We start from the raw sequence: 26,167 nt of genomic DNA on the forward strand, positions 1-26,167 counted from the left end.
GAGGGGCGGCGGCGGTATGGTGTGCATCACATGGATGCCCGCCGGCCGCAGGCGCAGCCGGGCGCGTCCTGCCGAGGGGGCTGCGCATGGCGGAGCAGGGAAGCGGCGCGGACCGCACGCGGCCCGCGCGCCGGCGCAGGTGGCTGCGCGTGGTCCTCGTCGTCGCGACGGTGCTGGCGCTCGCGGGGGCCGGCGCAGTCGTCTACGTCGTGCAGCTGGCCGGGCGGTTCAACGCGAACGTGCACCGCTCCGATGCGCTCTCGGAGGCGTTCGCCGAGACGGCGAGCCCCACGCCGTCGGCCTCCTCGCCCTCGGTGCCGAAGCTGTCCAAGGACACCAACATCCTCATCATGGGCCTCGACTCCCGGCTCGACGAGAACGGCAGGGCGCTGCCCCAGGACATCCAGAACGCGCTCCACGCCGGGGACGACAGCGGCGGGTTCTACAACGCCAACGTGCTCATGCTCGTGCACATCCCGGCAGACGGATCGCGGTCCACCGCCATCTCCATCCCCCGCGACGACTACGTCCAGACCGCGGGCTTCCCCGGCGCCGGCTTCAAGACCAAGGTCAAGGAGGCCTACAGCTACGGGTTCGCGGCCAAGCAGGCCGCGCTCCTGGGAGAGGGCAGGCCGAACGACGACGCGACCTACCAGGCGGCGCGGGACGCCGGCCGGGCGGCCGAGCTCGCCACCGTGTCGGCATTCCTCGGCGGGGTCCGCATCGACCACTTCGTCGAGATCACCATGGTGGCGTTCTACCAGGTGGCCCTCGCGATCCAGCCCATCACCGTGTGCGTCAACCGGGCCACCCAGGACACCTTCTCCGGGGCAGACTTCCGCGCCGGGACGCAGCAGATCAACGCCCAGCAGGCCATGGCGTTCGTCCGCCAGCGCCGCGACACCTCGGACCCCAGCTACGACTTCACCGACCTCGACCGCACCCGCCGCCAGCAGGCCTTCATCGTCTCGGTGCTCCACCAGCTCAAGCAGGCGGGCACGTTCACGAACCTGCCGAAGATGGAGGGCGTGCTCGACGCGGTGAGCAAGAACATGGCGGTGGACCGCGGACTCGACCTCCTGCAGCTGGCCCAGCAGGCCACCTCCCTCACCGGCGGCAACATCTCCTTCAGCACGCTGCCCATCCTCGGCTTCGGCACCTCGCCGGACGGCGCCTCGGTCAACCTCGTGGACGTCCCGCAGATCCAGGCCACCGTCCGCGCCCTGCTCGCGCCACCGGCGCCGCCGGCGCCGAAGGCCACGCGGACGACGGCGGCCCCCACGGCCGCGGAGACCTCGCCGGCGGCGGGGCCCGCCTCGCCGTCCTCCGCCGCGAGTGCGACGCCGAAGCCCGCGACGACGACCTACGCGGACTGGCAGGGCCAGCTCCAGGGCGGCAGCGTTCCCTGCGTCAAGTAGCGGCCCCGGCGCCGCGGGCGCCCTCTACAGATGGTTGAAGAAGAACAGGCCCCACGCGTTGAGCGTCGCCGCGAGGGCCGCGGCCGAGAGCGTGAGCCCGACGACCGTCAGGCCCAGCGACCAGCGCGCCGCGAGCGAGGCGATGCCCGAGCCGAGCCCCGCGACCGCGGCGCCGGCGCAGAGCCAGACCACCACCAGCGAGTCCCACTGGAGGAGGAGCCAGGTGCCGACCTCGGGGGCGCCGCGGGGGCCGTACCAGCCGAGCTCGGTGGTCAGGACCATCGTCACCGTGAGAGCACCCGCGAGGGACAGCGCGCCGCACACGGTCGAGGCGATGCCGAGCACGTGCCGGCCGCGTGGATTGCCGCGGTGCGCCGACCGGCCCCAGCCGCCGCTGAGCAGCAGCCCGCGCCACGCTCCAGGATTCCCGTAGTCCACCGATCCCCCTCCCAGAGACAGTCAACACGGTCCGCGGCCCCGCGCGGTAGCGTGGCGGGATGATCCTGCGCACGTACGCCGAGCCGGACCGCGAGGCCGTGATCGCCCTCTGGCGCGCCGCGGGGCTCACCCGGCCCTGGAACGACCCCGGCCGGGACATCGACCGCGCCACCTCCACGTGGCCCGAGCTCTTCGTCGTGGCCGCGGCCGAGGAGGTCGTCGGGACGGCGATGGCGGGGTACGACGGGCACCGGGGCTGGGTCTACTACCTCGCGGTGGAGCCCGGGCGGCAGGGCGAGGGGATCGGCCGCGCACTCCTGGCCGAGGCCGAGTCGCGGCTCACGGCGCTGGGCTGCCCCAAGGTCATGCTCATGGTCCGGCGCGGCAATGAGGGCGCCCACGGCTTCTACGGCGGCCTCGGGTACAGCGAGGACGAGGTCGCGACGTTCGGCAAGCGGCTCATCCCGGACTGAGGGGCGATCGGGCACGTCTGGGATGCCGGACGACGCCCTGCGGGAACCCCTGTTCGCACCCGGCGCGGCGCGGTGTGATGGATGCAGAGGATCGAACGGTCCAGCAGACACCCACCCATCACGACGCAGGAGTCACGATGACGGAGACCACCAGCCCCGCCGCCAAGGCCGACTTCACCACCGGCGCCCGCCCGGTCCGCGCCCCCCGCGGCACGGAGATCACGGCCAAGTCCTGGCAGACCGAGGCCCCGATGCGCATGCTCATGAACAACCTCGACCCCGAGGTGGCCGAGCGCCCCGACGAGCTCGTCGTGTACGGCGGCACCGGCCGCGCCGCCCGCTCGTGGAAGGCCTTCGACGCGATCATCGCGACGCTGAAGGACCTGGACGACGACGAGACCCTGCTCGTGCAGTCCGGCAAGCCGGTGGGCGTCTTCCGCACCAACGTCTGGGCCCCGCGCGTGCTCATCGCCAACTCGAACCTGGTGGGCGACTGGGCCACCTGGCCCGAGTTCCGCCGCCTCGAGGCCGAGGGCCTGACGATGTACGGCCAGATGACCGCAGGCTCGTGGATCTACATCGGCACGCAGGGCATCCTCCAGGGCACCTACGAGACGTTCGCCGCGGTGGGCCGCAAGCTCATCGCCGAGGGCCGCCACCCCGCGGCCCCGGCCCACGGCTCCACCGAGGGCCCCCTCGCCGGCACCCTCACCCTCACCGGCGGCTGCGGCGGCATGGGCGGCGCCCAGCCCCTCGCCGTGACCCTGAACGACGGCGCGTGCCTGATCGTCGATGTCGACGAGACCCGCCTCCGCCGCCGCGTCGGCAAGCGCTACCTCGATGAGGTCGAGACCGACCTGGACACCGCGATCGCCAAGGTGTGCAGGGCCAAGGAGGAGCGCCGCGGCTGGTCCGTGGGCTACGTCGGCAACGCCGCCGAGGTCTTCCCCGAGATCCTCCGCCGCCACCGGGCCGGCGAGCTCACCGTGGACGTCGTGACCGACCAGACCTCCGCCCACGACCCCCTCAGCTACCTGCCCACCGAGTACACCGTGGAGCAGTGGAAGCCCGAGGCCGAGGCCGATCCGGAGGGCTTCACCAAGAAGGCCGAGAACGCGATGGCCCGCCACGTCCAGGCCATGGTCGAGTTCCAGGACGCGGGCGCCGAGGTCTTCGACTACGGCAACTCGATCCGCGACGAGGCCCGCAAGGGCGGCTACGAGCGCGCGTTCGCCTTCCCCGGCTTCGTCCCCGCCTATATCCGCCCGCTCTTCTGCGAGGGCCTCGGCCCGTTCCGCTGGGTGGCCCTCTCCGGCGACCCGGAGGACATCAAGGTCACCGATGCGGCCATCAAGGAGCTCTTCCCCGAGAACAAGCACCTGCACACGTGGCTCGACGCCGCCGAGGAGCGCGTCGAGTTCGAGGGCCTCCCCGCACGCATCTGCTGGCTCGGCTACGGCGAGCGCCACCAGGCCGGCCTGCTCTTCAACCGCCTCGTCGCCGAGGGCAAGGTCAAGGCCCCGATCGTGATCGGCCGCGACCACCTCGACTCCGGCTCTGTCGCCTCCCCGTACCGCGAGACCGAGGCCATGAAGGACGGCTCCGACGCGATCGCAGACTGGCCACTCCTCAACGCCCTGACCGCGGCCTCCTCCGGCGCCACGTGGGTATCGATCCACCACGGCGGCGGCGTCGGCATCGGCCGTTCGATCCACGCCGGCCAGGTCTCCGTCGCGGACGGCACCGAGCTCGCGGCCGCCAAGCTCACCGCCCTCCTGACCAATGACCCGGGGATGGGCGTGATCCGCCACGTCGACGCCGGCTACGAGCGCGCCGCCGAGGTCGCCGCCGAGCGCGGCGTCAAGATCCCCATGAACCCGGCCACCCGCTCGGCCCAGTAAAGGACTCCACGCCATGACCCTCACCGCCCCCGAGACCCACCTCCCTACCCAGGTCACGCTCTCCACCCACGGCCTCACGGCCGAGGACGTGGTCGCCGTCGCCCGCCACGACGCCACCGTGGCGGTCGCGCCCGAGGCGCTCGACGCCGTCGCCCGCGTCCGCGCCCACGTCGAGGAGCTCGCCGCGTCCGAGGTCCCCGCCTACGGCATCTCCACCGGGTTCGGCGCCCTCGCGAACCTGCACATCCCGCAGGAGAAGCGCACCCAGCTGCAGAAGTCGCTCATCCGCTCGCACGCCGCCGGCATGGGCCCGGCCGTGGAGCGCGAGGTGGCCCGCGCCCTCATGTTCCTGCGGGCCAAGACCCTCGCCTCGGGCCGCACCGGAGTGCGCCCCGTGGTCCTGGAGACCTTCGTGGCGCTGCTCAACGCGGGCATCACGCCCGTGATCCGCGAGTTCGGCTCGCTGGGCTGCTCGGGCGACCTCGCACCCCTCTCCCACGTGGCCCTCGTGCTCATGGGGGAGGGCGAGGCGTTCGGGCCCGACGGCGAGCGGTGCGGCGGCGCGGGCGAGCGCACCGTCGCGCAGCTGCTCGCCGAGCACGGCATCGAGCCCATCGTGCTGGCGGAGAAGGAGGGTCTGGCCCTCGTCAACGGCACCGAGGGGATGCTCGGCATGCTGCTCATGGCGCTCGCGGACCTCCGCCAGCTCGTCACGACCGCGGACGTCACGGCGGCCCTGTCCGTCGACGGCCTCATGGGCACCGACCAGGTGTTCCTCCCCGAGCTGCACGCTCCGCTGCGCCCGCACCCGGGCCAGGCCGACTCGGCGGCCAACATGCTGGCCGTGCTGCGCGACTCCGCGATCGTGGCCTCGCACCGCGAGGGCGATTCCCGCGTCCAGGATGCGTACTCGCTGCGCTGCGCGCCGCAGGTGGCCGGCGCCGTGCGGGACACGATCGCCCACGCGCAGGGCGTGGCCGAGCGCGAGCTCGAGGCAGCGATCGACAACCCGGTGGTCCTGCCGGACGGGCGCGTGTCCAGCAACGGCAACTTTCACGGAGCCCCCGTCGCCTACGTGCTCGACTTCCTCGCGATCGCCGTCGCGGACCTGGCCTCGATGGCCGAGCGGCGCACCGACCGCATGCTCGACCCGGCCCGCTCCCACGGCCTGCCGGCCTTCCTCGCGCACGACCCGGGCGTGGACTCCGGCCTCATGATCGCCCAGTACACCCAGGCCGGGCTCGTCTCGGACTGCAAGCGGCTGGCCGTCCCGGCCTCCGTGGACTCGATCCCGAGCTCGGCGATGCAGGAGGACCACGTGTCCATGGGCTGGCATGCCGCGCGCAAGCTCCGCAAGGCAGTGGAGAATCTGCGCCGCGTGCTCGCGATCGAGCTCGTCACGGCCGCACGCGCCATCGACCTCCGCACCGAGGCCTCCGGCGGCGCACTCGTCCCGGGGCCCGGGGGTGCCGCGGCGCTCGAGGTGCTCCGCCGCACGGTGGCCGGCCCGGGCTCCGACCGGTTCATGTCCCCCGAGCTCGAGGAAGCGGACCGGGTGCTCGCCCGGGGCGAGCTGCTCGCGGCGGTGAGTGCCGCCGTCGGCGGCCTCCGCTGACGCACGGGACGTCCGACCGGGAGGCGTGGCCCGGCGCGCGCTGGAAAGGTGCACAACGATTCGTGGGAATCGTGGTCAGACCCTACATGGCGACGCGCCGGGGAACCCGATAGAAAGAGGTGTCCGCGGTGGCGCGGACCACACTGGGGCCATGAAGGCGTGGCCTGGATCACAGAACAACAACGGGCAGCAGGTTTCTGCACAAGGGAGTGAAGAGGCAATGAAGGCACGTGGAGCGGTACTTTCCCGGCGCGGGGCATATCAGGCACCGGTCGAGAACTGGACCGAGCTCGCAGTGGGGGAGGTTGTCGAAGTGGTCCGGCGTGCGCAGGTCGTGGCCCGCGGGACGGTCGAGGAGGTCTCCCTCAGCGGGAACGTCCTCTGGATCCTTCCGCAGGGCCCGCAGGACCGCCAGCTGTGCCTGAAGTCGGACGGGGTGATCGTCCGCCGCGGCTGAGCCACCGCTCGCCGCTGCGGCTGCCTCGCAGAGGCTCGCAACGCGAAGGGGCCCGCACCTACAGGTGCGGGCCCCTTCGCATCCTTTACGCCTGTGAAGCCTCCGGCTCGAGGTCGATCACCACGAGCTCCGGGGCGGCCGCGCCGTCCGCGGCGGCCGCCAGGGTCGGGCCGAGGTGCCTGCTCACCGGGCCGTGGGGGACCTTGCGCACCACGACCGCGCGGGCGCCGACCTGCGCCGCGTGCCGGGCGATCACCTCGGCCGACGCCGCGTGGTCGCCCACGCTGTGCAGGACGAGGCCCCGGACGGCGAGGCCCGCGCCGGCAAGACGGTCCATGTGCCCCGCGACGGCGGCGCGCGCCTCGTCCTCCGTCTCCGGGCTCACGGCGAGCTCCTCGATGATCTCGGTCTCGCGGACATGGACGACCTCGAGCGGCGCACCGACGCGGGAGGCGAGCTCGGCGGCGCGGTCCACAACCTCGGCAGCGGCCGGGTTGGCCCGGACGGCCACGACGATCGGCCGCTCATTGGAGGGCGCCGCCCCGAGCGGCTCGAGCGCCGGCAGGACGGGCTGGGGCTCTTCGCCCCCGCGCTCGGCCGCGGTGACGAGCCTGGCGCCCGAGGCGAGGACCGGCACCGCGAGCAGGAAAGCGGCCGCGCCGACCCAGAACGCGACACTCTGGGCGGTGGCCTCGGCGATCTTGCCCGCCACGAAGGGCGCGAGCCCACCGCCGATGAACCGGATGAATCCGTAGGACGATGAGGCGACGGACCGCTCGACGGGGGCCACGAGCATGACCGCCTGCGTGGTGAGCGTGTTGTTGATGCCGATGAACGCCCCGCTCACGATCACGGCCACCATCACGACGCCGGGCTGGTTCACCCCGAGCGCGATGACCGCCATCACCACGGCAAGGCCCACCATGTTCGCGTACAGCACGGCCACCGTGCCGAACCGGCGCTGGAGCCTCGGGGCGAAGAACACGGCGAAGAGCGCCACGAGGACGCCCCAGCCGAAGAAGACGAGGCCCAGCTCGTGCGGTCCGAGCTTCATGGGATACGGCGCGTACCCGAGCATCGTGAAGAAGCCCCAGTTGTAGAGCAGGGCCATGATGCCCATCGTCAGCAGGCCGCGGTGCCTCAGCGCCGTCAGCGGGGCGCTGAGCTTGGTCTTCTGGGCCGGTCTGGGCTGCCGGGGCACGAACAGGAGCGTCGCGATGAGGGCGACGCCCATGAGCACCGCGACGCCGTAGAACGGACCGCGCCAGGAGATGCTGCCGAGCTCCCCACCCAGCAGGGGCCCCACCGCGATGCCGATGCCGAGAGCCGTCTCATAGAGGATGATCGCTCCGGAGAAGCCGCCCTTCGCCGAGGCGACGATGACGGCGAGGCTCGTGGCGATGAAGAGCGCGTTGCCCAGGCCCCATCCGGCGCGGAAGCCGATGATCCCGCCGATCGTGCCGGAGGTCCCGGCCAGGGCGGCGAAGACCACGATGAGGACGAGGCCCACGACCAGGGTCCACTTCGACCCGATCCGGCTCGAGACCCAGCCCACCCCGAGCATGGCCACCGCCGTCACCACCAGGTAGCTCGTGAACAGCAGCGAGACGTCGCTCGGCGAGGCATGCAGCCCCGAGGCGAGGGCGGGGAGGATGGGGTCGACGAGGCCGATGCCCATGAAGGAGATGACGCACGCGAACGCCACGGCCCACACGGCGCCGGGCTGCTTGAAGGGGCTGGCTGGGGCGTTTCCGTGGGGCGCACTCATGGCTGGTCCTCTTCCTCCTGGCTCGGGGTCCCGCGCTGGTCCGGGTTCTCGCGCTGGTCCGGGCCGCGGGAAGGCGGCGCATCGGAGCCCACGAGGCGCTCGAGCGCAGGGAGCGCCGCGGCGACCGCCGCCCGGTCCGCCGGATCGAGGCCGCCCAGCAGCTCGTCGAGGAACGCCACGCGCCGGGCGCGCCGCTGCCCGAGGACGTCCCGGCCGCGGGCCGTGACGCCCACGAGGACGCCGCGGCGGTCGCCCTCGGCGGTCATGCGCTCCAGGAGACCGTCGGCGGTCATCCGGCCCACGAGCTGGGTCATGGCCGGCTGCGAGACGCCCTCGGCCTGGGCGAGCTCGGTGACCCTCAGGGGGCCTTCCGCCCCGAGCCGTCCGAGCGCGCTCGCGGCCGAGGTGCTGATCCCGCCCACCGACGAGATGGTGCGCAGGCGCCGCACGAGCTGCTCGAGCAGGAGCGAGAATCGCCCCACGAGCTGCGGATCGGACGGGCGCGCTGACGGCATGCGGAGATTATTGCATAAGGCACTTATGGATCATGCGAGGAGGGTGGCCACGAGTCGCGCCGCGACCCGCGCGGTGCGCCCGTCGAGGTCGAAGGCGGGGTTCAGCTCCGCGATGTCGGCGTGGAGCAGCTTCCCGCTCGCCACGACCCGGCGCACGACGGCGATGATCACCTCGAGCGGTACCCCCACCGCGGCCGGCGCGGACACCCCAGGGGCCACCGCGGCCGGCAGCACGTCGAGGTCGATCGTGAGGTAGACCGCGTCCAGGTCGGCGAGGAAGTCCTCGACGAACGACTCGGCGGTCTCCCGCGTCGCGTACTCGTCGAGCAGGTAGCGCACCCGCAGCTCGTCCGCCCGCTGGAACAGGGCACGGGTATTGTTCGGCTGCGAGATCCCCAGCACCGCGTACTGCAGCTCGCGGCCCTCGGCGGCCTCGGCCCGGGCCATCTGGAGGAACGGCGTCCCGGAGGTCGCGCGGTCCTCGTTGCGCAGGTCGAAGTGCGCATCGAGGTTGAGGACCCCGACCCGGGCCCCACCGGTGCGCTCCGACTGCACGAGGCCCACATAGCTCGCGTAGGCCGTCTCGTGGCCGCCGCCGAGCCCCACCGTGAGCGCGCCGGCGTCGAGCGCGGCGGCCAGTGCCGCGCCGAAGCGGTCCTGGCCTCCCTCGAGGTCCCCGGGGAACTCGTCCCCGCCGGTGACCACGGCGACGTCCCCGGCGTCGAACACCTCGCGGTCGAGGTGGAAGGCGAGCGGGCCGAGCGCCGCGCGGATCGCCCCCGGACCCTCGGCCGCGCCCAGCCGCCCCTTGTTGCGCCGCACGCCCTCCTCCGAGCGGAAGCCGAGCAGCACGGCGGGACGCGACCGGGCGCCGTCGTGCGCCGCGACCGCCGCGGCGAGCGCCTCGCGCGTGTAGGGCCGCACGGCCTGCCACCAGCGGCGGTGCTCCGCGGAGTCTCCGTCGTTGCGGCCGAGCCACGGCTCGCACGGGATGTCTATGGGCTCGCTCATCCTCCCAGCACACAGCATCGGCCCGGCCCCACGCCAGTGCCCGCGGCCTTCGATGTCCGGGGCCCCGGATTCGATGCCGGCCGCCCCTCGCCTCAGCGCCGCGGCGGGGGCAGGATAGGGACACCACACGGCCGGCTGGGGAGCAGGAGCAGGAGGAATCCATGGCGGGCAAAGGGACCAACGGGTCCACGAAGGCCCCCGGGGCCGCGGACCGTTCGGAGTTGATCCGCAATGTGGTGCTCGTGGGCCACTCGGGTGCGGGGAAAACAACGCTCCTCGAGGCGATCCTCGCCTCGACCGGGGCGATCGCGCGCCGGGGCACGATCGCGGACGGCACCACCGTGGGGGACTCTGACCCGGCGGCCGTCCGCCAGCAGCGCTCGGTGGCGCTGTCCCTGGCACCGGTGATGGTGGGGGAGACCAAGGTCAACCTCCTGGACACCCCCGGGTACGCCGACTTCGTGGGCGAGCTCCGCGCGGGGCTGAGGGCCGCGGACGCCGCCCTCTTCGTCGTCTCGGCCGCCGAGGAGGTCGACGCTGCGACCGCCGCCCTGTGGGACGAGTGCGCGCGTGTGGGGATGCCGCGCGCCGTCGTGGTCAGCAAACTCGACCATCCCCGCGCCGACTACGATGCCGCCCTCGCCCGCTGCCAGGCCGCGTTCGGCGATTCCGTGCTCCCGCTCTACGTCCCCGTGGCATCCGGCGGCGCGCCGACCGGCCTGCTCGGTCTGCTCACCCGGACCGTCTCGGACTATCCGGACGAGGCTGCGCAGCCGGGCACGCCGCCCCAGACGCGGCCCGCCACAGTCGAGGAGCTTGACGGCAGGGACGAGGTACGCGGGGCCCTCATCGAGGGCATCATTGCCGAGAGCGAGGACGAGACGCTGATGGACCGCTACCTGGGCGGCGAGGACATCGGCCTGGACACGGTCATCGGCGACCTCGAGAAGGCCGTGGCCAGCGGCTCCTTCTTCCCGGTGGTGCCCACCGCTGCGCTCGCCGGGATCGGGACGGCGGAGGTCCTCGAGGTCATCCGCCGCGGCTTCCCGTCCCCCGCCGAGCATGCCGTGCCCCCGGTCACGGACCTCGGAGGCAGACCGGTCAAGGGGCTGCGCTGCGACCCGGACGGGCCGCTCGTGGGTGAGGTCGTGCGGACCACCGTGGACCCGTTCCTGGGACGGGTGTGCCTCGTGCGGCTCTTCTCCGGCACGCTGCGCGAGGACACCCCCGTCCACGTGGCGGGGCACGGCCTCGCCGAGCGCGGCCACCCGGATCACGACGCCGACGAGCGGCTGGGCCACCTCTACACCCCGTTCGGAGCGACGCTGCAGGCCGCCCCCTACGCCGTGGCGGGGGACCTCTGCGCGGTCGCGCGGCTGGGCGCGGAGACCGGGGACACGGTCTCCGCGCGCGAGACGCCCCTCCTGGTCGCGCCCTGGGAGATGCCGGAGCCGCTCATGCCCGTGGCCGTGGAGGCCGCCTCCCACGGCGACGAGGACGCGCTCGCCAAGAGCCTCGCGAAGGTCGCGGCCGGCGACCCCACCCTGCGGGTGGAGCGGAACCCGGAGACCCACCAGCTCGTCCTGTGGTGCATGGGCGAGGCGCACGCGGAGGTGGTGCTGGACCGGCTGCGCGACCAGGGGGTCAAGCTGCAGACGGTCGACGTCGTCACGCCCCTGCGCGAGACCTTCGCCGCCCCGGCGGCCGGGCACGGCCGGCACGTCAAGCAGTCCGGCGGCCACGGGCAGTTCGCGATCTGCGACATCGAGGTCGAGCCCCTCGAGCGCGGCGCCGGGTTCGAGTTCGCGGACCGCATTGTGGGCGGGGCCATCCCGAGGCCGTTCGTCGAGTCCGTCGAGAAGGGCGTCCGGGCGCAGATGGCCAAGGGCGTGGCGGAGGGCTTCCCCGTGGTCGACATCCGGGTGACCCTCGTGGGCGGCAAGACGCACAGCGTGGACTCCTCCGACGCCGCCTTCCAGGCCGCGGGGGCCCTCGCGCTGCGCGAGGCGGCGGCCGCCGCGAGGATCCAGCTGCTCGAGCCGGTCTCGGCCGTGACCATCAGTGTGCCGGCCGACTACGTGGGCGCGGTCATGAGCGACCTCTCGTCCCGGCGGGGGCGCCTCACCGGGACGACCTCCGCCGGCGAGACGACCGAGATCAGCGCCGAGGTGCCCGACGCCGAGCTCCTGCGGTACGCGGTGGAGCTGCGCGGGCTCACCGCCGGCACGGGGACGTTCCGGCGCGAATACCTCCGCCACGATCCAGCGCCGCGCTGACCTCGGGCTGGACCCTTGCGGGCCGGCTGTGCGCTGCCTAGATTGTCTAGGTATGGGACGCAGTGGCGTGAACGGGCAGCTCGACCTCCTCCTCCTCGCCTCGCTCGGTGCGGGCGAGGCCCACGGATATGCGCTCATCGCGCGCATCCACGAGCGCAGCGGAGCCCGGTTCGAGCTCCAGGAGGGCTCGGTCTACCCCGCGCTCCACAAGCTCGAGGCCGCGGGCTGGGCCGCGAGCCGGTGGGCGGACGCCGCCGCGCGACGCCGCGTCTACTCCCTGACTACAGCGGGGCGCACGGAACTCGAACGCAGGACGCGGGAATGGAACGGATTCGCCTCGGGGGTCCGCGGCGTCCTCGGAGCGGCGCAGTGAACGCGCGGCCGGAAGACCAAGACGCCATCGAGGCCTACCTCGACGAGCTCTTCGCGGCGGCCAGGGACGCCGAGCCCGCGGCCGCCCGCCGGCTGCTCGCCGAGGCCGAGGCCCACCTGCGCGAATCGGCAGCCCGTCTGGCAGCCCAGGGCCTCGGGCCCGAGGATGCCGAGACGGAGGCGGTGCGCCGGTTCGGGCCCGTGGCCGCCGTGACTCCGGCGCTGCGGACGCCGCTGCGCTCGGTCGGCCGGCTGCCGCTGCATGCGCTCGTGCGGCCGGCCGTGGGGCTGGCGGCCCTCGGAGCGATCGCCGTGGGGCTCAGCGGTGTGCTCTCCGAAGTGTTCGGACGGCTGTGGGGCGCAGGGTTCGTGTCCGGCGATCTCCCAGGGGTCGCCTACACGGCCGCGCGCTGCGCCGTCCTGCAGGCGCCCTATCCGGGCCTCGACTGTGCCCAGGCGGCCGCCCAGCACCACTGGGGCGAGGTGGTCGAGGGCCGCGTGTTCCTCGGCGCGGTGGGGATCGTGCTGCTGGTCCTGTGGCGGATCCTGCCTCCAGACCTCCCGCTCCCCGCGGGGCTCGTCCCGGGGCTCGGCGCTGCGGCCTTCCTGCTGGCCTCTGCGGCAACCGGCCTCGCCGCCGGCAGCGCCGCCGTCCAGGGCGGGCAGGGGGTGGGCGCATGGCTCAGCGCCACGAGCGTCGCCCTTCCGCTCGGCCTGGCGCTGGGCGTGCTCGCCGCCGTCCGGGCGCGCCGGCAGTCGGCCCTCAGGGACGCGGCAGCACGGTGAGGACCCGCTCGACGAACAGGGCGAACTCGTCCATGAAGTGCCGCAGGAACTCCTCGGTGCTCGGGTCGGTGACCTCGCCGTCCTCCGTGATGAGGCCTGGGAGGAACTGCAGGTACGCCTCGGGCGCGCTCATCTGGGGCGAATTGCAGAAGGCGAGCACCCCGCGCAGGTTCTGCTGCGCCACGGCGGTGCCGATCTTGCCCGGGGAGGTGCCGATGATGGCGGACGGCTTGCGGTTGAACGAGTTGGTGCCCCAGGGGCGGGAGGCCCAGTCGATGGCGTTCTTGAGGGCGCCGGGGATGTCACGGTTGTACTCGGGCGTGACGAAGAGGACGGCGTCGACGCGCTCGATCGCCTCCTTCAGGGCCCGCCCCTCCGGCGGGTAGTCGGCGTCGAAGTCGTGGTTGTACAGCGGGAGGTCCTTGATCGGGATCTCCTCGAACGCGAGCGAGTCCGGGGCGAGGCGGATGAGCGCCTTGGAGAGCGTGCGGTTGATCGACTTCTGGGACAGGCTGCCGATGAAGTAGCCGACGGTGTAGGCCATTCGCGTGGTCCTTCCGGTGCCGGCGCCGCAGGTGGGGGTGCAAGCGGTACGGCCGCGGCGCCGTCGTCAGCGTACGACGCCGGCCCTGCCTGCCGAAAGGCTTCAGGCCCGGGCCGGCGCCCGCTGCCGGGACCCGGCCTAGGGGGTCCCGACCCCAAGGCTGGACGAAAGAGCCCTCCCCTTCGGACAATGCCCCGGGGTGCAGACCGAGGCTCTGACCGAAGGGGAGGGCGGAAGTCGACGCCTAGAAGCCGAGGACCTTCTCCACGGGACCGATCCCGAAGAAGATGAGGAACGCGGCGGCCACAGCCCACATGAGCGGGTGGATCTCCTTGGCGCGGCCCTGGAAGAGGCGCACGAGCACGTAGGAGATGAAGCCGGCGCCGAGGCCGTTAGCGATCGAGTAGGTGAACGGCATGAGGCCGATCGTGAGGAATGCCGGGATCGCGATCCCGAGGTCGTGCCAGTCGATCCTCGCGACCTGCTGGAACATGAGGAAGCCCACGATCACGAGCGCGGGGGCCACGGCCTCGAACGGAACGAGGTTGATCAGCGGGGTCAGGAACATCGCCACGAGGAGCAGCGCGCCCGTGACCACGGAGGCGAGGCCCGTCCGGGCGCCCTCGCCGATGCCCGCGCCGGACTCGACGAAGATCTGGTTGGAGGAGATCGACGTGCCGCCGCCGGCGATCGCGCCGAACGCGTCCACGAGGAGCACGCGGTCCACATTCGGGATCTGGCCGTTCTCGTCCATCGTCCCGGCCTCGCGGGCCAGGCCCACCATCGTGCCCATGGCATCGAAGAAGATGCTCAGCAGGATCACGAACGCCATGAGGAGGGCGCCGAGCGTGCCCAGGTGCGCGAAGGCTCCCAGCGGATTGGCCTGGCCGAACAGGCTCAGGTCCACGGGAGCGATGTTGCCGAGGCCGGGGACCACGAGCGACCAGCCCGCGGGGTTGGGGGCCTGGCCGGGGGCCACGGACGGGCCCACGTGGAAGACGAGCTCGACGATGTTGGCGAGGATGGTCGCGGCGATGATGCCGATCAGGAGCGCGCCGCGCACCTTGCGGACCATGAGGGCGATCGTGAGGACCAGGCCCACCACGAACACGAGCGTGGGCCAGCCCACGAGGCGCCCGGCGTCGCCGAGGCCCAGCGGCACGGTGGTCCCGGCCGCGTCGGGGATGCGGCGCACGAAGCCCGCGTTGACGAGCCCGATGAGGGCGATGAAGACGCCGATGCCCACCACGATCGCCGTCTTGAGCCCCTCGGGCACCGCCTTGAACACCGCGGTACGGAAGCCGGTGAGCACGAGCACGAACATGACCACGCCGGCCACGAGCACGAGGCCCATCATGTCCGGCCACGTGACGCTCGGGTGCGTCGCCACGGTCACGGCCACGAACGCGTTCACGCCCAGTCCCGTCGCGAGCGCGAACGGGTGCTTGGCCCACACGCCCATGAGGATCGTCAGGATGCCGGCCACGAGGGCGGTCATGGCCGCGACCCGCGGGATGCCGAGGTGGTTCCCGGCCGCGTCGGCCCCCGAGAGGATGAGCGGGTTGAGGACCACGATGTAGCTGAGCGCGAAGAACGTCGCGAGGCCGCCGCGGATCTCGCGGGCCACCGTCGAGCCGCGCTCGCTGATCTTGAAGTACCGGTCCACTGCCGATGCCATGGGCGCTCCTGATGAAGGGGATTGAGGGAGGGCGGGGTGGGGCGTGGCGTCCCGGGCAGCCGGAAGGCCGGGTCAATACTACTCGCCAGTTGTGGGCCCTCTGGCCGGAAAATACGCTGGTGTGATGCAGATCCTCCGCCGCCTCCGCGTGTCCTCGGCCCGTGGGACCGCGGCGGCGTCCGCAGCCCTGACGGTCCTCGCGCTCCTCCTGGTCGCCCCGGCCCCGGCCTTCGCCCACGACGCGCTGGAAGGCTCCGCCCCGACGTCGGGCGCGACCGTGGCGTCGGCGCCGGGGGAGGTGCGGCTGGACTTCAGCGAGACGCCCCTCGGCGTGGGCGCGCAGATCACGGTGAAGGACCCCGCCGGGACGGACGTCTCGGACGGCGCTCCCGAGGTGGCCGACCGCAGCGTCCACCAGAAGCTCCGCGCCGGCGTCCCGGCCGGCGCCTACACCGTGGTGTGGCACGTGGTGAGCTCGGACTCGCACCCGATCGAGGGATCCTTCACCTTCACGGTCGCCGCGGGAAGCACGACGCCGGCCTCCGGCGCCGGCGCGTCCGCGGGGCCGGGCGCGCCGCCCGGCATCCAGGCCTCGCAGCCGGGCACTGCGCAGACGGCCCCTCCCGCGCCGGCGGCCCCGTCGGAGCCGTTCCCGTGGATGGTCGTGGTGTTCGCCGTGGTCGCCGTCGGACTCCTCGCGGCGCTCGGGGCGGGCGCGCGACGCCGGCTCTCCCGCGGGGAGGAAACGCCCGGGGACCCGGAAGGGGAGTAACCCGGAAGGGACCGACCCGGAGGGGAGAGGGCCGGCCGGCTTGCCGGAAGGGGGTGCCGCGCGTCAGGCCGGCTGCAGGCCGGCGCCGACCTGCGCGGACACCTCGGCGCCCACGTGCTTGGCCTGCAGGAGCACCTCGCGGGTGCTGGGTGCGGCGAGCCCGGTCACGCCCACGAGGTAGAGGCCGATCTGCCCGAGGGCCTCGAGCAGGTGCTCGCCGAGGGAGTAGCCGAGGTCGGCGAGGAAGCGCCGCAGCTGGTTGTGCGCGCAGCGGGTCAGCACCACAGCGTCCGCGTAGAGGACACCGGTGTCGGTGCGCACGGCCCACCGTGCCGGTGCCCCGGGCTCCTGCGCCTCGACGAGGGCGAGGTGGCGCGCGGTGAGGTGGTGCCGCACGTCGAGGCCGTGGCTCACGGCGTGCTTGCGGAGGTGGCGCAGCACCTCGAGGTACTCCATCGACTCGGCGCTCGAGAGGTCCGCGACCCGCAGGGCGCACGTGGCGGTGGTGGGGGCGGAGCTCTCGAGCCCGTCCACGGTGACCGCGGCCACGGCGTGGCGGGCGAGCTCGGCGGCGACGGCGAGCCCCGACAGGCCCGTCCCGATCACGATGGCACTCGTCGACTCGGAGCAGGGGTCCTCGTCCTGGAGCGCCCCGGCCTGCGGGCTCGGCGCGTCCTCAGAGCGCGATGGCTTGGGCACGGGGCTGGTCCTCCTGCGGAGTTGCATGGTCGGTTGCTGCTCGCGCGGTTCCCCCGACACTGCTTGCAGAACACCACCCCGCATCCGAAAGGTTCGTTCCAGAACGGGGTGACGCACTCGACCCTACAGAAAATCCGAGCGCTTCGGTAGACCGTTCTGTGACCTTGTGGACGGTTCCTCCGGGCGGCCTTGACCACCCCCCTGTCACGGGGGACATTGGCCATGTGGACGCCGTGTTAGGCTCCCAGCGAGTCGAGGAGGATGCCATGGACGCCCAGCTCCACCCCCAGGACGACGCAGCCGGCGGAGAGCCGGCCGGAGCCGATCTCCCCACCGGGATCGTGGTCGGCGTCGACGGCTCCGAGCATGGCCGGTGCGCCCTCGCCTGGGCGGCCCAGGAGGCCCAGCGGCGCCGGCGCCCCCTCCACGTCGTGACCGCCTACAGCGTTCCCCTCTTCGCGGCGTCGGGCCTGGACGGCGGCTACGCGACCTTCGACGACACCGTGATCCGCGACGGCGCGGAGGCCGTCCTCAGGGAGGCGATCGAGCAGCTCGGCGACGTCGAGGGCCTCGAGGTCACCTCCTCCGTCGAGTCCGGCGACGCAGCCGGAGTGCTCCTCGAGTTCTCCAGGGCGGCAGAGCTCCTCGTCTTCGGGTCCCGCGGCCGCGGCGGGTTCGTCGGCAGGCTCCTCGGCTCCGTCTCGAGCGCCCTCCCGGCCCATGCGCACTGCACCACCGTGACGGTTCCGCTGCGCTTCGCGGAGCGGATCGGCGGCGTCATCGAGGACCGGCATGTCCGCGAGGAGCAGTCCAAGGAAGGCCCGGTGCACGTCGAGGACGTGGTGGCGGTCGGCGTCGACGGCTCCGACCAGGCCCGCGTGGCGGTGCTCGTGGCGGCCGAGGAGGCGATGATGCGGGGTGTTCCGCTGCGGGTCGTCTGCGCGGTGCCGCAGTTCAGCGGAAGCCTCGCGTGGGTGCCCGCGCCGGTGGACCGGGAGCAGCTGTTCCAGGACATCCGCGCCCAGCTCAAGGCGGGCACGGCGTGGCTCCAGAGCCACTTCCCCGACCTCGAGGTGCAGACGAGCCTGCTCGACGGCGCCCCCGTCGACGTCCTCGTGGACGTCTCGCACACCGTCGACCTCCTCGTGCTCGGCACGCGCGGCCGCGGCGGCTTCACCGGCATGCTGCTGGGCTCGACGACGGACGGCGTCCTCCACCACGCCAAGGGCCCGGTCATGGTGGTTCCCGACAGCGCCGACGAGCGCCTCGCCGATCGGGCGTCCTTCGGCCCGATGCTCGCCCCCTAGCCCCACCCCACCCCCGCACCCCCACCGTTTCGGGTACGCATCTCGTCGCCCTTTCCCCCTTCCGGGTACGCATCTCGGCGGTCTTTCGGCGTTTCGGGTACGAGACGGCGTTGCTTCTGGCCGCGGTGCGCACGACGCCGGTCCCCGCCTTGGTGCGGTTCCGAGCGGCAGCCCGTGGTCGCCGTCGTACCCGGAATGCCAGAAGGGCGACGAGATGCGTACCAGGAACGTCAGGACGGCGACGAGATGCGTACCCGAAACGCAGGAGGAGGCGGGATGAGGAAGGTGGGCGGCGGCTCAGCCCCAGCCCAGCTCGTGGAGGCGGGCGTCGTCGATCCCGAAGTGGTGCGCGAACTCGTGCACCACGGTCACGAGGATCTCCTGGACGACCTCCTCGCGGGTGGAGCACATCTGCAGGATCGGCTCGCGGAAGATCGTGATGCGGTCGGGGAGCGAGCCTGCGGCGTACCACTCGCCCCGCTCGGTGAGCGGCGTCCCCTCGTAGAGGCCCAGTAGGACCGTGTTCGGGTCCTCGTGGGCGCCCGGGACGTAGGTGTCCTCGATGAAGACGGCCACATTGTCCATGTGCTTGGCGACGCGCCGCGGGATCCGGGCGAGGGCGGCGTCGACGGCCGCCTCGAACTCGTCCTCGCCCATCCATGCGCCGCCCATGCGGCCCACTCTACTGATTTGTCTGGCCAGAGAGGCCGGCCCTATAGTTTGATGGTCTGGCTGGCCCCCATCGTCTAGTGGCCTAGGACACCGCCCTTTCACGGCGGCGACACGGGTTCGAATCCCGTTGGGGGTACGCAGGATGAGGATTTGGGAAGGCCCCGAAGGGTCTGCTAGGATCTAAGTCTTGTGAGCGGGGATCAAGCCCGCAAATACGAGGCCCTGTAGCGCAGTTGGTTAGCGCGCCGCCCTGTCACGGCGGAGGTCGCGGGTTCAAGTCCCGTCAGGGTCGCTTCGGCGACATGGCCCACGGTCAGTTGCCTTTCGATGAGAGATCATCGAGGCTCTGTAGCTCAGTTGGTAGAGCGTTCGACTGAAAATCGAAAGGTCACCGGATCGACGCCGGTCGGAGCCACTGAAACCCCCGGGAGACCGGGGGTCTTCTGTTTTAACAGTCGGTCGCCCCGCATCAACCCCCCCCAGGGCCGTGCTCTCCCCGTTGGCGAGCATTGGGCATTCCCACCGCACCTGTGGGGAAGCCGTCCGCGCGTCCCCGGCCATCCCCCGAGGACTGCATCCGACGGCGCAGAGTGGTCCCGTCTGTGCTGTCGGCGCGGCCCGGGGTAAGTAGGGCCTGTGTTCCGGTCGCGCATCGACTACGGAAAGGCGGCCATGCTGAATAGCTCTTTGGACGCCCTGGCCCGGGAGCAGCTCGAGAGAGCCAGGAATGCACCCGCCGGGCGGAGCGCCGCCACCGTCTACGGCGGGCACGAACAGGTCCTGCGCCAGACGCTGGTCGCCCTCCGGGCGGGCACATCCATGACCGAGCACAACAGCCCCGGCGAGGCCACCCTGATCGTGCTCAGCGGGCGGGTGCGCCTGAACACCAGCGGCGACTCCTGGGAGGGAAGGACCGGCGACCTCCTGGCCATCCCGCCGGCCCGGCACAGCCTCGACGCGATCGAAGACGCCGCGGTCCTGCTGACTGTCGCCAAAGCGTAGTCCAGGGCCTTGCGAAGGCTCCGACCGCTTCCTCCGCGGCACCGAGGTGCTCCGCATCTGCGGCTGGAACTCGCTCCGCAGGTTCCAGCTGCCCGGTGGTGGGGGCCCTGGCGGCCGCGGGCTATCTCCGGGTTCCTCGTTCCCGTGGCCTGATACAGGCTCTACCATGTGGCCATCCGATGCCGGGACTGACGGAAAGGACATCACTCATGGCCGTGATCGAGCACGTACGCGAAGGAATGCAGGTCGTCGGGCCGGATGGGGAGAAGATCGGCAAGGTCGAAGACCTCAAGATGGGCGATCCGGAAGCAGTGACAGCGGAGGGGCAGACCGATCCCGAAACCGGGGGACTGGTCAACACCCTCGTCGACCAGTTTGCGGAGACCTCCAAGATGCCCCACCACGTCGCCGAGAGGCTCCTGCGCCTGGGGTACGTGAAGATTGACAAGTCTGGCCTGTTCGCAGGCCACGAATTCGTCGCTGCGGATGAGCTGGACCGGGTTGACGGCAACACCCTCTGGCTCAAGGCACGCCGATCCTGAACTTCCAGGACCCGACACTGCGCGGTCGGGCTCAGCCGCACCACCAGGACCCCGTTTCAGAGGTGGTGCCCGTCGGATGGCTCGGGCCCGAAGGGGCGGCAGGACCCCAAGATGAAGGGAGACCGCCGTGGGCGCGGCAGGCTAGTCCCCGGCGCCGGACTCCCTCTTCTCGCGCACTGGCTGCGCGGCCCAGGCGAGCGTCCACCCGCAGATGAGGTGTGCGACGAATACGCTCCCTGCCTTCCCTGCCGGTCCTCGTGCGCCGGCGCCAGGATGCCCGTTGACGGAAGCCAGCCTTCGCAGCGGCAAGCCAGACCATGGAACCGAACAGCGTCCCGCCCTGCGGTCACCACACCGCAGGGCGGCCCCCGTGGGTCAGTGCTTGAGTCGTCTGCTCCCGCCGTGCCAGTCCTCCTCGCGGCCGGCCTCGTCCTGGGTCACCCCGAAGCTGCGCAGCTGGGGGCGCTCGCGAAGGCTCCGCTTGAGCTCGGCGAAACCCGGGAACTCGGCGAGCCCGACCACGTGGTCCCAGAGGGGGCCCGCGTCCTCCTCTCCGGGGAGGCGGCTGATCACCGGGCCAAAGAAGGCTGTTCCCTCAGGGGGACGGAAGTGGATGATCGGCGTTCCGACGTCCTTCCCGGTCAAGGAGAGCGCGTGATCGGTCTCCGCGCGCAGTTCCGCATCCCGGCCTGGGTCCTCGAGCGCGCCGGCCAGGGAGGCAGGAAGACCCACCTGCACCAGCAGCGGCTCCACGAACGCGCGGGTGCCCCGCTCCGCCGGATCAAGGGTTGCGGCTCGCTCGGAATCGAAGACCTCACGGCCGATCGCCTCGTAGAGCGGGCCGACAGCGGCCTCTCCATGCTCCTCCCGGGCTCGCGCGGCGACCCGGAGCAGGCGCAGCCCCGAGGTGTGTCCGGCCTCGTACCCGGGCGGGAACTGGGCCTCGTAGTCCACGTGGGCATTGAGCATCCGCAGCGAGATGAACCGCCACCTCACGGTGTAGCCGCGCTGATCCGCGACCATGCGTACCCACTTGCTCGTCATCCAGGCGAACGGGCACACGGGGTCGAAGTAGTAGTCGATGTCCGGATCAGCCATGGCCTGCCTGTCTTCTCAGTTCTTCCGTGGTGTCAGTGGGGGCCTTGCTGGGCTCCCACGTGAAGGGTCACACCTGGCCCAGGCTCGGTTGTTGCCCGTGGACCGCCAGAGGCAAACCGGCACTGGAGGTCGTGGTGGGTGGATCCGGGCGAGGCCGGGAGGGTCGGGGGCGACGGCGGTCCGGGTGCCGTGGTGGAGCGCAAGCCGGCTGAGCACGTCCGCCCGGCGGCACTCACCCGTGTCGCGCCCGGAGGGACAGCGCCACTGCGGCGATCAACGCGAGCCCCGAGAGGATGGCGGCGGAGACGAACCCGGCCCGGCCTCCGGCGAGGAAATCGCCCGGGACCGCGAAGCCAGCATAGGTCGATGCAACGATGGCGAGGCCCACCGCGCCGCCGAGCTGCTGCATGGTCTGGAACAGGCCCGACGCCGCACCGGCATGCTCGGGCTCGACGTCCCGCAGTGCGAGGGTCGTGAGCGGCATGAAGGTCAGGCCCGCGGAGATCCCGGTGCACAGGAGCGCGCCGACGATGACCGCAAACGGCGTCCCTGGCCCCAGCTGGGTGAGCGGGATGAACCCCACAACCCGCAGCAGGGCGCCCGCGGTCACGAGTCGCTCGGGGCCGAAGCGCTCGACCAGCCGGGAGATGATCCGCGAGACAGCGAAGATGCTCAGCGGCATCGGAAGGAACGCGAGCCCTGTCACGAGCGGGGACAGGCGGAGGACGTCCTCGACGTACTGGACCATCAGGAAGAACATCGCGAGCATGCCGCCGAAGGTCGCCGCCATGGCCGCGAGGGCGCTGAGCCGGCTGGGGCTCCGGAGCAGCTCGGGGCGCAGGAGGGGGTGCGCGACGCGGAGTTCGGTGACGCCCAGCGCAGCCAGCAGCGCCGCGCCGACGGCTAGGCCGCCGATCGTCCGGGCGTCCGCCCAGCCGAAGTCCGCTGCCTGGAGCAGCGCCCATACGATCGCGACCGCCCCGCCGGTTGCGGTCACGGCGCCGAGCACGTCGAAGCGGCCGGACCGGCGCGGGGTCTCGTCGACGAGCCGCGGGACGGCAACGAGGATCAGGGCCCCGATGGGCACGTTGATGAAGAGTGTCCACCGCCAGTTGGCGGCGTCGGTGAGGATGCCGCCGAGGATGAGGCCCAGCGCGCCGCCCATGGAGGCAATGGCGGAGAAGAGGGCGAGCGCGCGGTGGCGCGCGCCGTCGTCCTTCGCGGAGGTGGTGACGAGCGCGAGCACGCTCGGTGCGGCGAACGCGGCCCCGAGGCCCTGGAGGGCACGGGCCACGACAAGGACGACGGGTGAGGCCGCGAGGCCCCCGAGGAGCGAGAAGGCGGTGAAGGCGCCGACTCCCATGAGGAAGGTGCGGCGGCGTCCGAGGACGTCTCCGACCCTGCCTCCCAGCAGCAGGACGCCGCCGAAGGCGAGGGCGTAGGCGTTGAGCACCCAGCTGAGTTGGGCGGGGGAGAAGCGGAGGTCGACGGCAATGTGCGGGAGCGCGACGTTCACCACGGTTGCGTCGAGGACGAGCATGAGCTGGGCGAGCATGACCAGCCAGAGGCCGGCGTTTCCCGCGCGGCTGCTTCTGGCGGGGCCGGTGGACTGCCCGGCTGCGGGCATGCGGGCTGCGGTGGTTTGTGGCATGGGGAAGTGTCCTGTTCTGGCCGAGGGGCTGACGTACACTAAAGAGGAGAGTTCCTCCGGTTAGAACTATACGGAGAGGGTCTCCGTTTGGCAATCCGTCTCGAGGAAAGGTGTCCAGACCGTGCGCGCTGATGCCCGCCGCAACCGCGACCGCATCGTGGAGATCGCCCGCGCCCTGTTCAAGGAGAAGGGCTTCGCCGGGGTGTCGATGGACGAGGTGGCCAAGGCCGCAGGGGTAGGTGCCGGGACCCTGTATCGCCACTTCCCCACGAAGGAGGCGCTGTACGACGCCGTGCTCGAGGCGTGGACGGACAAGGTCAAGGCTGCCGTGGACCGGGCCCTCGGGCTCGACGCCTCCGCGAGGGACAAGCTTGTGAGCTGGTTCGGCGACTATGTCGACCTGCTCAACGGGCACAAGGGCGCTGCCGCGCGCATCACCCTCGCGCTCGGCGACCCGGCCTCGCCCTTTGCCGCCAAGTGCACGCGCTACCTCGGCGCCAACCAGCGGGTCATCGACGAGCTGGGCCCCGCGCTGCGCCCGGGCGTGGATGCGATGGAGATCTCGCGACTCGTCGGCGCGGTCGCCGCGGTCGCGGACGGGAGCGGGCTCGGGCCGGACGAGGTCGCCTCGATGCTCGGCGTCGTCGCGGACGGGCTCGTCGCCGCCTGAACACAGCCCGCGCGGCGCCTCAGGTCCAGTGTCGGCGGTGCGTACTAAGGTAGTGCGCAGAGGCGACGAGGGGAGGCCGGATGACCCAGGAACCAGGCGCGCTCGGTGATGAGTTCAGCGCTGCTGTCGCCGCCACGGGACGGACCGTGGTCCACGAGAATGCTGTGGCCAAGGTCGCCGCGGCGGCCGCGCGGGCAGTCCCGGGCGTCCACTCCCTCGGGTCGGCCCCCTCGCGCGCGCTCGGGGCGATCCGCGAGGCCGTCGGTCCCGCGCTGAGCGACCATGCGGCGGGCGTCCGCGCAGAGGTCGGCCAGGCCCAGGCGGCCGTCGACGTGACGCTCGTGGCCGAGTACGGCGTCCCGCTCCAGCAACTCGCCGACCAGATCCGCACGGCCGTGTACCACGCCGTCGAGGGGCTCACGGGGCTGCAGGTCATCGAGGTCAACGTCGAGATCGCCGACGTCTTCATCGGCGAGCCGCGCCAGGGCGCCAAGCCCGGAATCGAGGTGCAGTGAGTCTGGTCGTCGTGGGCATCGGCGCAGGAGCATTCCTGGCCTTCATGTCCTTCCAGTTCGGTGTATGGGGCTTCCTCGTCTCCCTCCTCTTCATGGCCATCGGCGCGGTGCTGGGCCGCGCGGCCGAGGGCCGGCTCGACCTTCGGCGTGTCTGGGAGGCTCTGCTGGGGCGGCGATCCTCCTCGTGAGCCAGATGCCCCCGCCCGGCGCGGCGCCGGTGCCAGCGCCACCCTCGCGGCCTCCCGGCAGCGCCTATGCCGGGCTCAACCGGGTGAGCACCCAGGCCCTCACGAGTCTCGCGCAGGCGGCTGCCGGCGCCGAGCTGGGCATCCGTCCCGGCGACGTCCGGGCGGACTGGTCGGACGACGCCGGCCTGCTGGCTCTGCGGATCGTCGCGCCGATCGCGATTCCGGACCTCTCTGCAGCCGGTGCGCCGGTGGACGTCCCGGCCTGGGGCGGGAGCGTGTGGGAGCGCTGCGCGATGGCGAAGGGGCGCATCCTCGAGTCTGTCTCGCGCCTGAGCGGGGCAACGCTCTCCCGCGTCGACATCCGCGTCTCCGGAATCCGGACGGAACGTCGGCCGGCCGTCCTCGGCCGCCCCGTGGAGGGCCTGCATGGCTGAGCGCCGAGCCACCCGGTCCGAGGACGTCGCGGCGCCGTCGGCAGACGGAGGCCACGGGCTCGACTCGGCGGTCCGTCGTGAGACCAGCTCATCGAGGGCCTACGTGGCGGCCCTCGTGGCTCTCGTCGTGGCGGCCGTCTGCGCGTACGGCCTCCTCGAATCGACGCTGCAGGCCGTGGGCCAGCCAGCGTGGCTCATCGACCCCGAGTCCGCTGCCCGCGCCGTTGCTGGGCTCCCTGCCGGGGTCAACCGTGGGCTCCTCGGGCTCGGCGGCGGGGTCCTCGCGATGGTTGGCCTGGTCCTGGCTGTCGTCGCCGTGCGCCCAGGGCGCCGGGGGCGCCGGTCGCTGCCCGGCGTCAGGATCGCCGTCGTGGTCGACGACGAGGTGCTCGCCTCCGCGCTCGCGCGGCGAGCGCGGGCGGCAGCCGTGGTCCGGCCCGAGCAGGTGAACGTGGTCATGACCGAGCGGGAGGCGATCGTCTACGTCCGCCCCACCTCGGGCATTCCAGTGCGGGCCGAGGACGTGCTCGCCGCGACCGAGGACGAGCTCGCACGCCTGCGCCCGGAGCCCCACGTCCAGCTGCGGGTCCGGGTCGAGGGGGCCGGGGTGGTCGGCGCATGAACGGCACGCCCCGGGCTCTCAACCGGGTCCTCATCTTCCTGTTCGGCCTCGTGATCCTCTCGGTAGGCGTCCTGCTCGTGCTGCTGGCCGCCGTGCCAGCGGTGGCGTCGTGGTGGCACGGCTGGGCGCCCTCCGCCGCGGAGTCGGCCGGAACCGTCTTCGTCGGATCCCGGGTGCCCGGGACCACGGTCTCCTGGCTGTGGCTGCTGCTCGCAGCGGCCGCCGTCGTCGTCGTGCTCCTGATGGTGTGGTGGGTCGCCCAGCAGGGGAAGGGGCGCAGCGACGTGGTTGCCGCGACGGGACCCGAGGGAGGCGCAGGGCCGGACGGAGAGTTCCTGCCCGGCGAGGCGCGGGGCCGGGTGAGCATCGCCGCCGCGGCCGTGGAGCAGGCGGTGCGGGCAGCCCTCGCCGCCCGCAAGGACGTCCTGGGCAGCAGCGTCGTGGCCGTGGACTTCGAGGGCCGCACCGCCCTGCGGATCCGACTCGTCGCGCGCCAGGGTGCGGACCCGGCCGCGATCGCCCAGGACGTCGAGCGGCTCGTGGACCGCCTCAGGCAGGTGGTCGGCGTCTCCGTCCCCGTCCTCCTGCACATCACCTCGGGTGCCCGCACCCGCTTCAGCCGCGCCGAGCGTGTCCGCTAGCACTGCCGCAGGCCCGGGCCGGATCCTTGCAGCCCCGCGGCGCCTCCGCCTACCGTGAGCGCGGGGGCGCAACCCTGCCCACCCGGAAGAGGCCACCATGGG

Annotated in this window: 28 protein-coding genes and 3 tRNA genes; 21 read left to right on the forward strand and 10 right to left on the reverse strand. The window is 72.4% G+C overall.

The features are described 5' to 3' along the window. The first annotated feature begins 86 nt into the window (after nucleotides 1-86). Entirely contained in the window at nucleotides 87-1,418 is a 1,332-nt protein-coding gene (locus tag J2W20_RS12530) for an LCP family protein (RefSeq protein WP_307006970.1), read from the forward strand. A gap of 24 nt (nucleotides 1,419-1,442) precedes the next feature. Here J2W20_RS12530 and J2W20_RS12535 read toward each other — a convergent pair whose 3' ends face one another. Then, nucleotides 1,443-1,856, reverse strand: coding sequence for a hypothetical protein (locus tag J2W20_RS12535; protein WP_307006971.1), 414 nt, complete (start codon nucleotides 1,854-1,856; stop codon nucleotides 1,443-1,445). A gap of 59 nt (nucleotides 1,857-1,915) precedes the next feature. Between J2W20_RS12535 and J2W20_RS12540 the strand changes: the two genes are divergently transcribed. The 4 genes from J2W20_RS12540 (at nucleotide 1,916) to J2W20_RS12555 (ending at nucleotide 6,302) form a co-directional block, all read left to right on the forward strand. Continuing rightward, nucleotides 1,916-2,329, forward strand: coding sequence for a GNAT family acetyltransferase (locus tag J2W20_RS12540; RefSeq protein ID WP_307006972.1), 414 nt, complete (start codon nucleotides 1,916-1,918; stop codon nucleotides 2,327-2,329). A gap of 137 nt (nucleotides 2,330-2,466) precedes the next feature. Then, nucleotides 2,467-4,230, forward strand: coding sequence for a urocanate hydratase (locus J2W20_RS12545; RefSeq protein WP_307006973.1), 1,764 nt, complete (start codon nucleotides 2,467-2,469; stop codon nucleotides 4,228-4,230). Nucleotides 4,231-4,243: 13 nt separating this feature from the next. Continuing rightward, nucleotides 4,244-5,845, forward strand: coding sequence for a histidine ammonia-lyase (hutH, locus tag J2W20_RS12550; protein ID WP_307006974.1), 1,602 nt, complete (start codon nucleotides 4,244-4,246; stop codon nucleotides 5,843-5,845). Between the two features lie 220 nt (nucleotides 5,846-6,065). Continuing rightward, entirely contained in the window at nucleotides 6,066-6,302 is a 237-nt protein-coding gene (locus J2W20_RS12555) for a hypothetical protein (RefSeq protein WP_307006975.1), read from the forward strand. Nucleotides 6,303-6,387: 85 nt separating this feature from the next. Here J2W20_RS12555 and J2W20_RS12560 read toward each other — a convergent pair whose 3' ends face one another. From J2W20_RS12560 to hutG, 3 genes are read right to left on the reverse strand one after another with little or no spacing between them, the layout of a single operon-like run. Then, a complete protein-coding gene (locus tag J2W20_RS12560; RefSeq protein ID WP_307006976.1) occupies nucleotides 6,388-8,070 on the reverse strand; it encodes an MFS transporter in 1,683 nt (560 codons plus the stop codon). Beyond that, complete coding sequence (locus tag J2W20_RS12565; RefSeq protein ID WP_307006977.1) at nucleotides 8,067-8,585, reverse strand: MarR family winged helix-turn-helix transcriptional regulator; 519 nt, start codon at nucleotides 8,583-8,585, stop codon at nucleotides 8,067-8,069. Before J2W20_RS12565 ends, J2W20_RS12560 begins: the two co-directional genes overlap by 4 nt. A 30-nt stretch (nucleotides 8,586-8,615) precedes the next feature. Continuing rightward, nucleotides 8,616-9,596 carry a formimidoylglutamase gene (gene hutG / locus J2W20_RS12570; RefSeq protein WP_307006978.1) on the reverse strand — a complete coding sequence of 327 codons (981 nt, stop codon included), beginning with the start codon at nucleotides 9,594-9,596 and terminating at the stop codon, nucleotides 8,616-8,618. A 161-nt stretch (nucleotides 9,597-9,757) separates the two neighbouring features. On the opposite strand from hutG, the gene J2W20_RS12575 reads away from it, so the two are divergent. Genes J2W20_RS12575 through J2W20_RS12585 form a run of 3 tightly spaced genes read left to right on the forward strand, consistent with a single transcriptional unit; the run spans nucleotide 9,758 to nucleotide 13,030 of the window. After that, on the forward strand, nucleotides 9,758-11,872 hold the full coding sequence (locus J2W20_RS12575) for an elongation factor G-like protein EF-G2 (RefSeq protein WP_307006979.1): 2,115 nt from the start codon (nucleotides 9,758-9,760) through the stop codon (nucleotides 11,870-11,872). A 52-nt stretch (nucleotides 11,873-11,924) separates the two neighbouring features. Continuing rightward, nucleotides 11,925-12,245, forward strand: coding sequence for a PadR family transcriptional regulator (locus J2W20_RS12580; RefSeq protein WP_307006980.1), 321 nt, complete (start codon nucleotides 11,925-11,927; stop codon nucleotides 12,243-12,245). Further along, nucleotides 12,242-13,030, forward strand: coding sequence for a permease prefix domain 1-containing protein (locus J2W20_RS12585; RefSeq protein ID WP_307006981.1), 789 nt, complete (start codon nucleotides 12,242-12,244; stop codon nucleotides 13,028-13,030). Before J2W20_RS12580 ends, J2W20_RS12585 begins: the two co-directional genes overlap by 4 nt. Here J2W20_RS12585 and J2W20_RS12590 read toward each other — a convergent pair. Then, on the reverse strand, nucleotides 13,008-13,574 hold the full coding sequence (locus J2W20_RS12590; RefSeq protein WP_307006982.1) for an NADPH-dependent FMN reductase: 567 nt from the start codon (nucleotides 13,572-13,574) through the stop codon (nucleotides 13,008-13,010). The genes J2W20_RS12585 and J2W20_RS12590 overlap by 23 nt on opposite strands. A 244-nt stretch (nucleotides 13,575-13,818) precedes the next feature. Next, nucleotides 13,819-15,252: an NCS2 family permease gene (locus J2W20_RS12595; RefSeq protein WP_307006983.1), complete on the reverse strand. Its 1,434-nt coding sequence runs from the start codon at nucleotides 15,250-15,252 to the stop codon at nucleotides 13,819-13,821. Between the two features lie 124 nt (nucleotides 15,253-15,376). On the opposite strand from J2W20_RS12595, the gene J2W20_RS12600 reads away from it, so the two are divergent. Next, complete coding sequence (locus tag J2W20_RS12600) at nucleotides 15,377-16,024, forward strand: copper resistance CopC family protein (RefSeq protein WP_307006984.1); 648 nt, start codon at nucleotides 15,377-15,379, stop codon at nucleotides 16,022-16,024. A gap of 63 nt (nucleotides 16,025-16,087) precedes the next feature. Here J2W20_RS12600 and J2W20_RS12605 read toward each other — a convergent pair whose 3' ends face one another. Next, a complete protein-coding gene (locus tag J2W20_RS12605; RefSeq protein WP_307006986.1) occupies nucleotides 16,088-16,723 on the reverse strand; it encodes an FAD-binding protein in 636 nt (211 codons plus the stop codon). Between the two features lie 266 nt (nucleotides 16,724-16,989). Between J2W20_RS12605 and J2W20_RS12610 the strand changes: the two genes are divergently transcribed. Then, nucleotides 16,990-18,030: a universal stress protein gene (locus J2W20_RS12610; protein WP_307006987.1), complete on the forward strand. Its 1,041-nt coding sequence runs from the start codon at nucleotides 16,990-16,992 to the stop codon at nucleotides 18,028-18,030. 297 nt (nucleotides 18,031-18,327) lie between these two features. On the opposite strand, the gene J2W20_RS12615 is transcribed toward J2W20_RS12610, so the two are convergent. Then, on the reverse strand, nucleotides 18,328-18,702 hold the full coding sequence (locus J2W20_RS12615; protein WP_307006989.1) for a metallopeptidase family protein: 375 nt from the start codon (nucleotides 18,700-18,702) through the stop codon (nucleotides 18,328-18,330). A 63-nt stretch (nucleotides 18,703-18,765) separates the two neighbouring features. On the opposite strand from J2W20_RS12615, the gene J2W20_RS12620 reads away from it, so the two are divergent. From J2W20_RS12620 to J2W20_RS12640, 5 genes are all read left to right on the forward strand, one after another. Beyond that, a tRNA-Glu gene (locus J2W20_RS12620) sits at nucleotides 18,766-18,838 on the forward strand. Between the two features lie 82 nt (nucleotides 18,839-18,920). Continuing rightward, nucleotides 18,921-18,994, forward strand: a tRNA-Asp gene (locus J2W20_RS12625). 50 nt (nucleotides 18,995-19,044) lie between these two features. Continuing rightward, nucleotides 19,045-19,117, forward strand: a tRNA-Phe gene (locus J2W20_RS12630). A gap of 257 nt (nucleotides 19,118-19,374) precedes the next feature. Beyond that, nucleotides 19,375-19,704: a cupin domain-containing protein gene (locus J2W20_RS12635; protein ID WP_307006990.1), complete on the forward strand. Its 330-nt coding sequence runs from the start codon at nucleotides 19,375-19,377 to the stop codon at nucleotides 19,702-19,704. A 209-nt stretch (nucleotides 19,705-19,913) separates the two neighbouring features. After that, nucleotides 19,914-20,246, forward strand: a complete 333-nt coding sequence (locus J2W20_RS12640) for a hypothetical protein (protein ID WP_307006991.1) — start codon at nucleotides 19,914-19,916, stop codon at nucleotides 20,244-20,246. A 375-nt stretch (nucleotides 20,247-20,621) separates the two neighbouring features. Here the strand turns inward: J2W20_RS12640 and J2W20_RS12645 are convergent, their stop codons facing one another. Continuing rightward, on the reverse strand, nucleotides 20,622-21,344 hold the full coding sequence (locus J2W20_RS12645; protein ID WP_307006992.1) for a mycothiol-dependent nitroreductase Rv2466c family protein: 723 nt from the start codon (nucleotides 21,342-21,344) through the stop codon (nucleotides 20,622-20,624). A gap of 232 nt (nucleotides 21,345-21,576) precedes the next feature. Next, the gene (locus tag J2W20_RS12650) at nucleotides 21,577-22,995 is read right to left on the reverse strand and encodes an MFS transporter (protein WP_307006993.1); all 1,419 of its coding nucleotides are present in this window, start codon (nucleotides 22,993-22,995) and stop codon (nucleotides 21,577-21,579) included. Between the two features lie 121 nt (nucleotides 22,996-23,116). On the opposite strand from J2W20_RS12650, the gene J2W20_RS12655 reads away from it, so the two are divergent. From J2W20_RS12655 to J2W20_RS12680, 6 genes are all read left to right on the forward strand, one after another. Continuing rightward, nucleotides 23,117-23,665 (forward strand): TetR/AcrR family transcriptional regulator, encoded by a 549-nt coding sequence (locus J2W20_RS12655; RefSeq protein ID WP_307006994.1) that lies wholly within the window; start codon nucleotides 23,117-23,119, stop codon nucleotides 23,663-23,665. An 80-nt stretch (nucleotides 23,666-23,745) separates the two neighbouring features. Then, the gene (locus J2W20_RS12660) at nucleotides 23,746-24,180 is read left to right on the forward strand and encodes an Asp23/Gls24 family envelope stress response protein (RefSeq protein WP_307006995.1); all 435 of its coding nucleotides are present in this window, start codon (nucleotides 23,746-23,748) and stop codon (nucleotides 24,178-24,180) included. After that, a complete protein-coding gene (locus J2W20_RS12665) occupies nucleotides 24,177-24,368 on the forward strand; it encodes a hypothetical protein (protein ID WP_307006996.1) in 192 nt (63 codons plus the stop codon). The genes J2W20_RS12660 and J2W20_RS12665 overlap by 4 nt, the downstream gene beginning before the upstream one ends. A gap of 5 nt (nucleotides 24,369-24,373) precedes the next feature. Further along, a complete protein-coding gene (locus J2W20_RS12670) occupies nucleotides 24,374-24,802 on the forward strand; it encodes a hypothetical protein (RefSeq protein ID WP_307007067.1) in 429 nt (142 codons plus the stop codon). Further along, on the forward strand, nucleotides 24,795-25,424 hold the full coding sequence (locus tag J2W20_RS12675; RefSeq protein WP_307006997.1) for a hypothetical protein: 630 nt from the start codon (nucleotides 24,795-24,797) through the stop codon (nucleotides 25,422-25,424). The genes J2W20_RS12670 and J2W20_RS12675 overlap by 8 nt, the downstream gene beginning before the upstream one ends. After that, nucleotides 25,421-26,065, forward strand: a complete 645-nt coding sequence (locus J2W20_RS12680; RefSeq protein WP_307006998.1) for a hypothetical protein — start codon at nucleotides 25,421-25,423, stop codon at nucleotides 26,063-26,065. Before J2W20_RS12675 ends, J2W20_RS12680 begins: the two co-directional genes overlap by 4 nt. Nucleotides 26,066-26,167: the final 102 nt, after the last annotated feature.

This window comes from Sinomonas atrocyanea, assembly GCF_030812675.1.
In the GTDB taxonomy this organism is placed as follows: Bacteria; Actinomycetota; Actinomycetes; order Actinomycetales; family Micrococcaceae; genus Sinomonas; species Sinomonas atrocyanea_B.

Bases quoted from the DNA above. Each gene is read 5' to 3' on its own strand.
- J2W20_RS12530 (WP_307006970.1), top strand. From the start codon at position 87: ATGGCGGAGCAGGGAAGCGGCGCGGACCGCACGCGGCCCGCGCGCCGG.
- J2W20_RS12540 (WP_307006972.1), top strand. From the start codon at position 1,916: ATGATCCTGCGCACGTACGCCGAGCCGGACCGCGAGGCCGTGATCGCC.
- J2W20_RS12545 (WP_307006973.1), top strand. From the start codon at position 2,467: ATGACGGAGACCACCAGCCCCGCCGCCAAGGCCGACTTCACCACCGGC.
- hutH (WP_307006974.1), top strand. From the start codon at position 4,244: ATGACCCTCACCGCCCCCGAGACCCACCTCCCTACCCAGGTCACGCTC.
- J2W20_RS12555 (WP_307006975.1), top strand. From the start codon at position 6,066: ATGAAGGCACGTGGAGCGGTACTTTCCCGGCGCGGGGCATATCAGGCA.
- J2W20_RS12560 (WP_307006976.1), bottom strand. From the start codon at position 8,070: ATGAGTGCGCCCCACGGAAACGCCCCAGCCAGCCCCTTCAAGCAGCCC.
- J2W20_RS12565 (WP_307006977.1), bottom strand. From the start codon at position 8,585: ATGCCGTCAGCGCGCCCGTCCGATCCGCAGCTCGTGGGGCGATTCTCG.
- hutG (WP_307006978.1), bottom strand. From the start codon at position 9,596: ATGAGCGAGCCCATAGACATCCCGTGCGAGCCGTGGCTCGGCCGCAAC.
- J2W20_RS12575 (WP_307006979.1), top strand. From the start codon at position 9,758: ATGGCGGGCAAAGGGACCAACGGGTCCACGAAGGCCCCCGGGGCCGCG.
- J2W20_RS12580 (WP_307006980.1), top strand. From the start codon at position 11,925: ATGGGACGCAGTGGCGTGAACGGGCAGCTCGACCTCCTCCTCCTCGCC.
- J2W20_RS12590 (WP_307006982.1), bottom strand. From the start codon at position 13,574: ATGGCCTACACCGTCGGCTACTTCATCGGCAGCCTGTCCCAGAAGTCG.
- J2W20_RS12595 (WP_307006983.1), bottom strand. From the start codon at position 15,252: ATGGCATCGGCAGTGGACCGGTACTTCAAGATCAGCGAGCGCGGCTCG.
- J2W20_RS12600 (WP_307006984.1), top strand. From the start codon at position 15,377: ATGCAGATCCTCCGCCGCCTCCGCGTGTCCTCGGCCCGTGGGACCGCG.
- J2W20_RS12610 (WP_307006987.1), top strand. From the start codon at position 16,990: ATGGACGCCCAGCTCCACCCCCAGGACGACGCAGCCGGCGGAGAGCCG.
- J2W20_RS12615 (WP_307006989.1), bottom strand. From the start codon at position 18,702: ATGGGCGGCGCATGGATGGGCGAGGACGAGTTCGAGGCGGCCGTCGAC.
- J2W20_RS12635 (WP_307006990.1), top strand. From the start codon at position 19,375: ATGCTGAATAGCTCTTTGGACGCCCTGGCCCGGGAGCAGCTCGAGAGA.
- J2W20_RS12640 (WP_307006991.1), top strand. From the start codon at position 19,914: ATGGCCGTGATCGAGCACGTACGCGAAGGAATGCAGGTCGTCGGGCCG.
- J2W20_RS12645 (WP_307006992.1), bottom strand. From the start codon at position 21,344: ATGGCTGATCCGGACATCGACTACTACTTCGACCCCGTGTGCCCGTTC.
- J2W20_RS12650 (WP_307006993.1), bottom strand. From the start codon at position 22,995: ATGCCACAAACCACCGCAGCCCGCATGCCCGCAGCCGGGCAGTCCACC.
- J2W20_RS12660 (WP_307006995.1), top strand. From the start codon at position 23,746: ATGACCCAGGAACCAGGCGCGCTCGGTGATGAGTTCAGCGCTGCTGTC.
- J2W20_RS12670 (WP_307007067.1), top strand. From the start codon at position 24,374: ATGCCCCCGCCCGGCGCGGCGCCGGTGCCAGCGCCACCCTCGCGGCCT.
- J2W20_RS12675 (WP_307006997.1), top strand. From the start codon at position 24,795: ATGGCTGAGCGCCGAGCCACCCGGTCCGAGGACGTCGCGGCGCCGTCG.
- J2W20_RS12680 (WP_307006998.1), top strand. From the start codon at position 25,421: ATGAACGGCACGCCCCGGGCTCTCAACCGGGTCCTCATCTTCCTGTTC.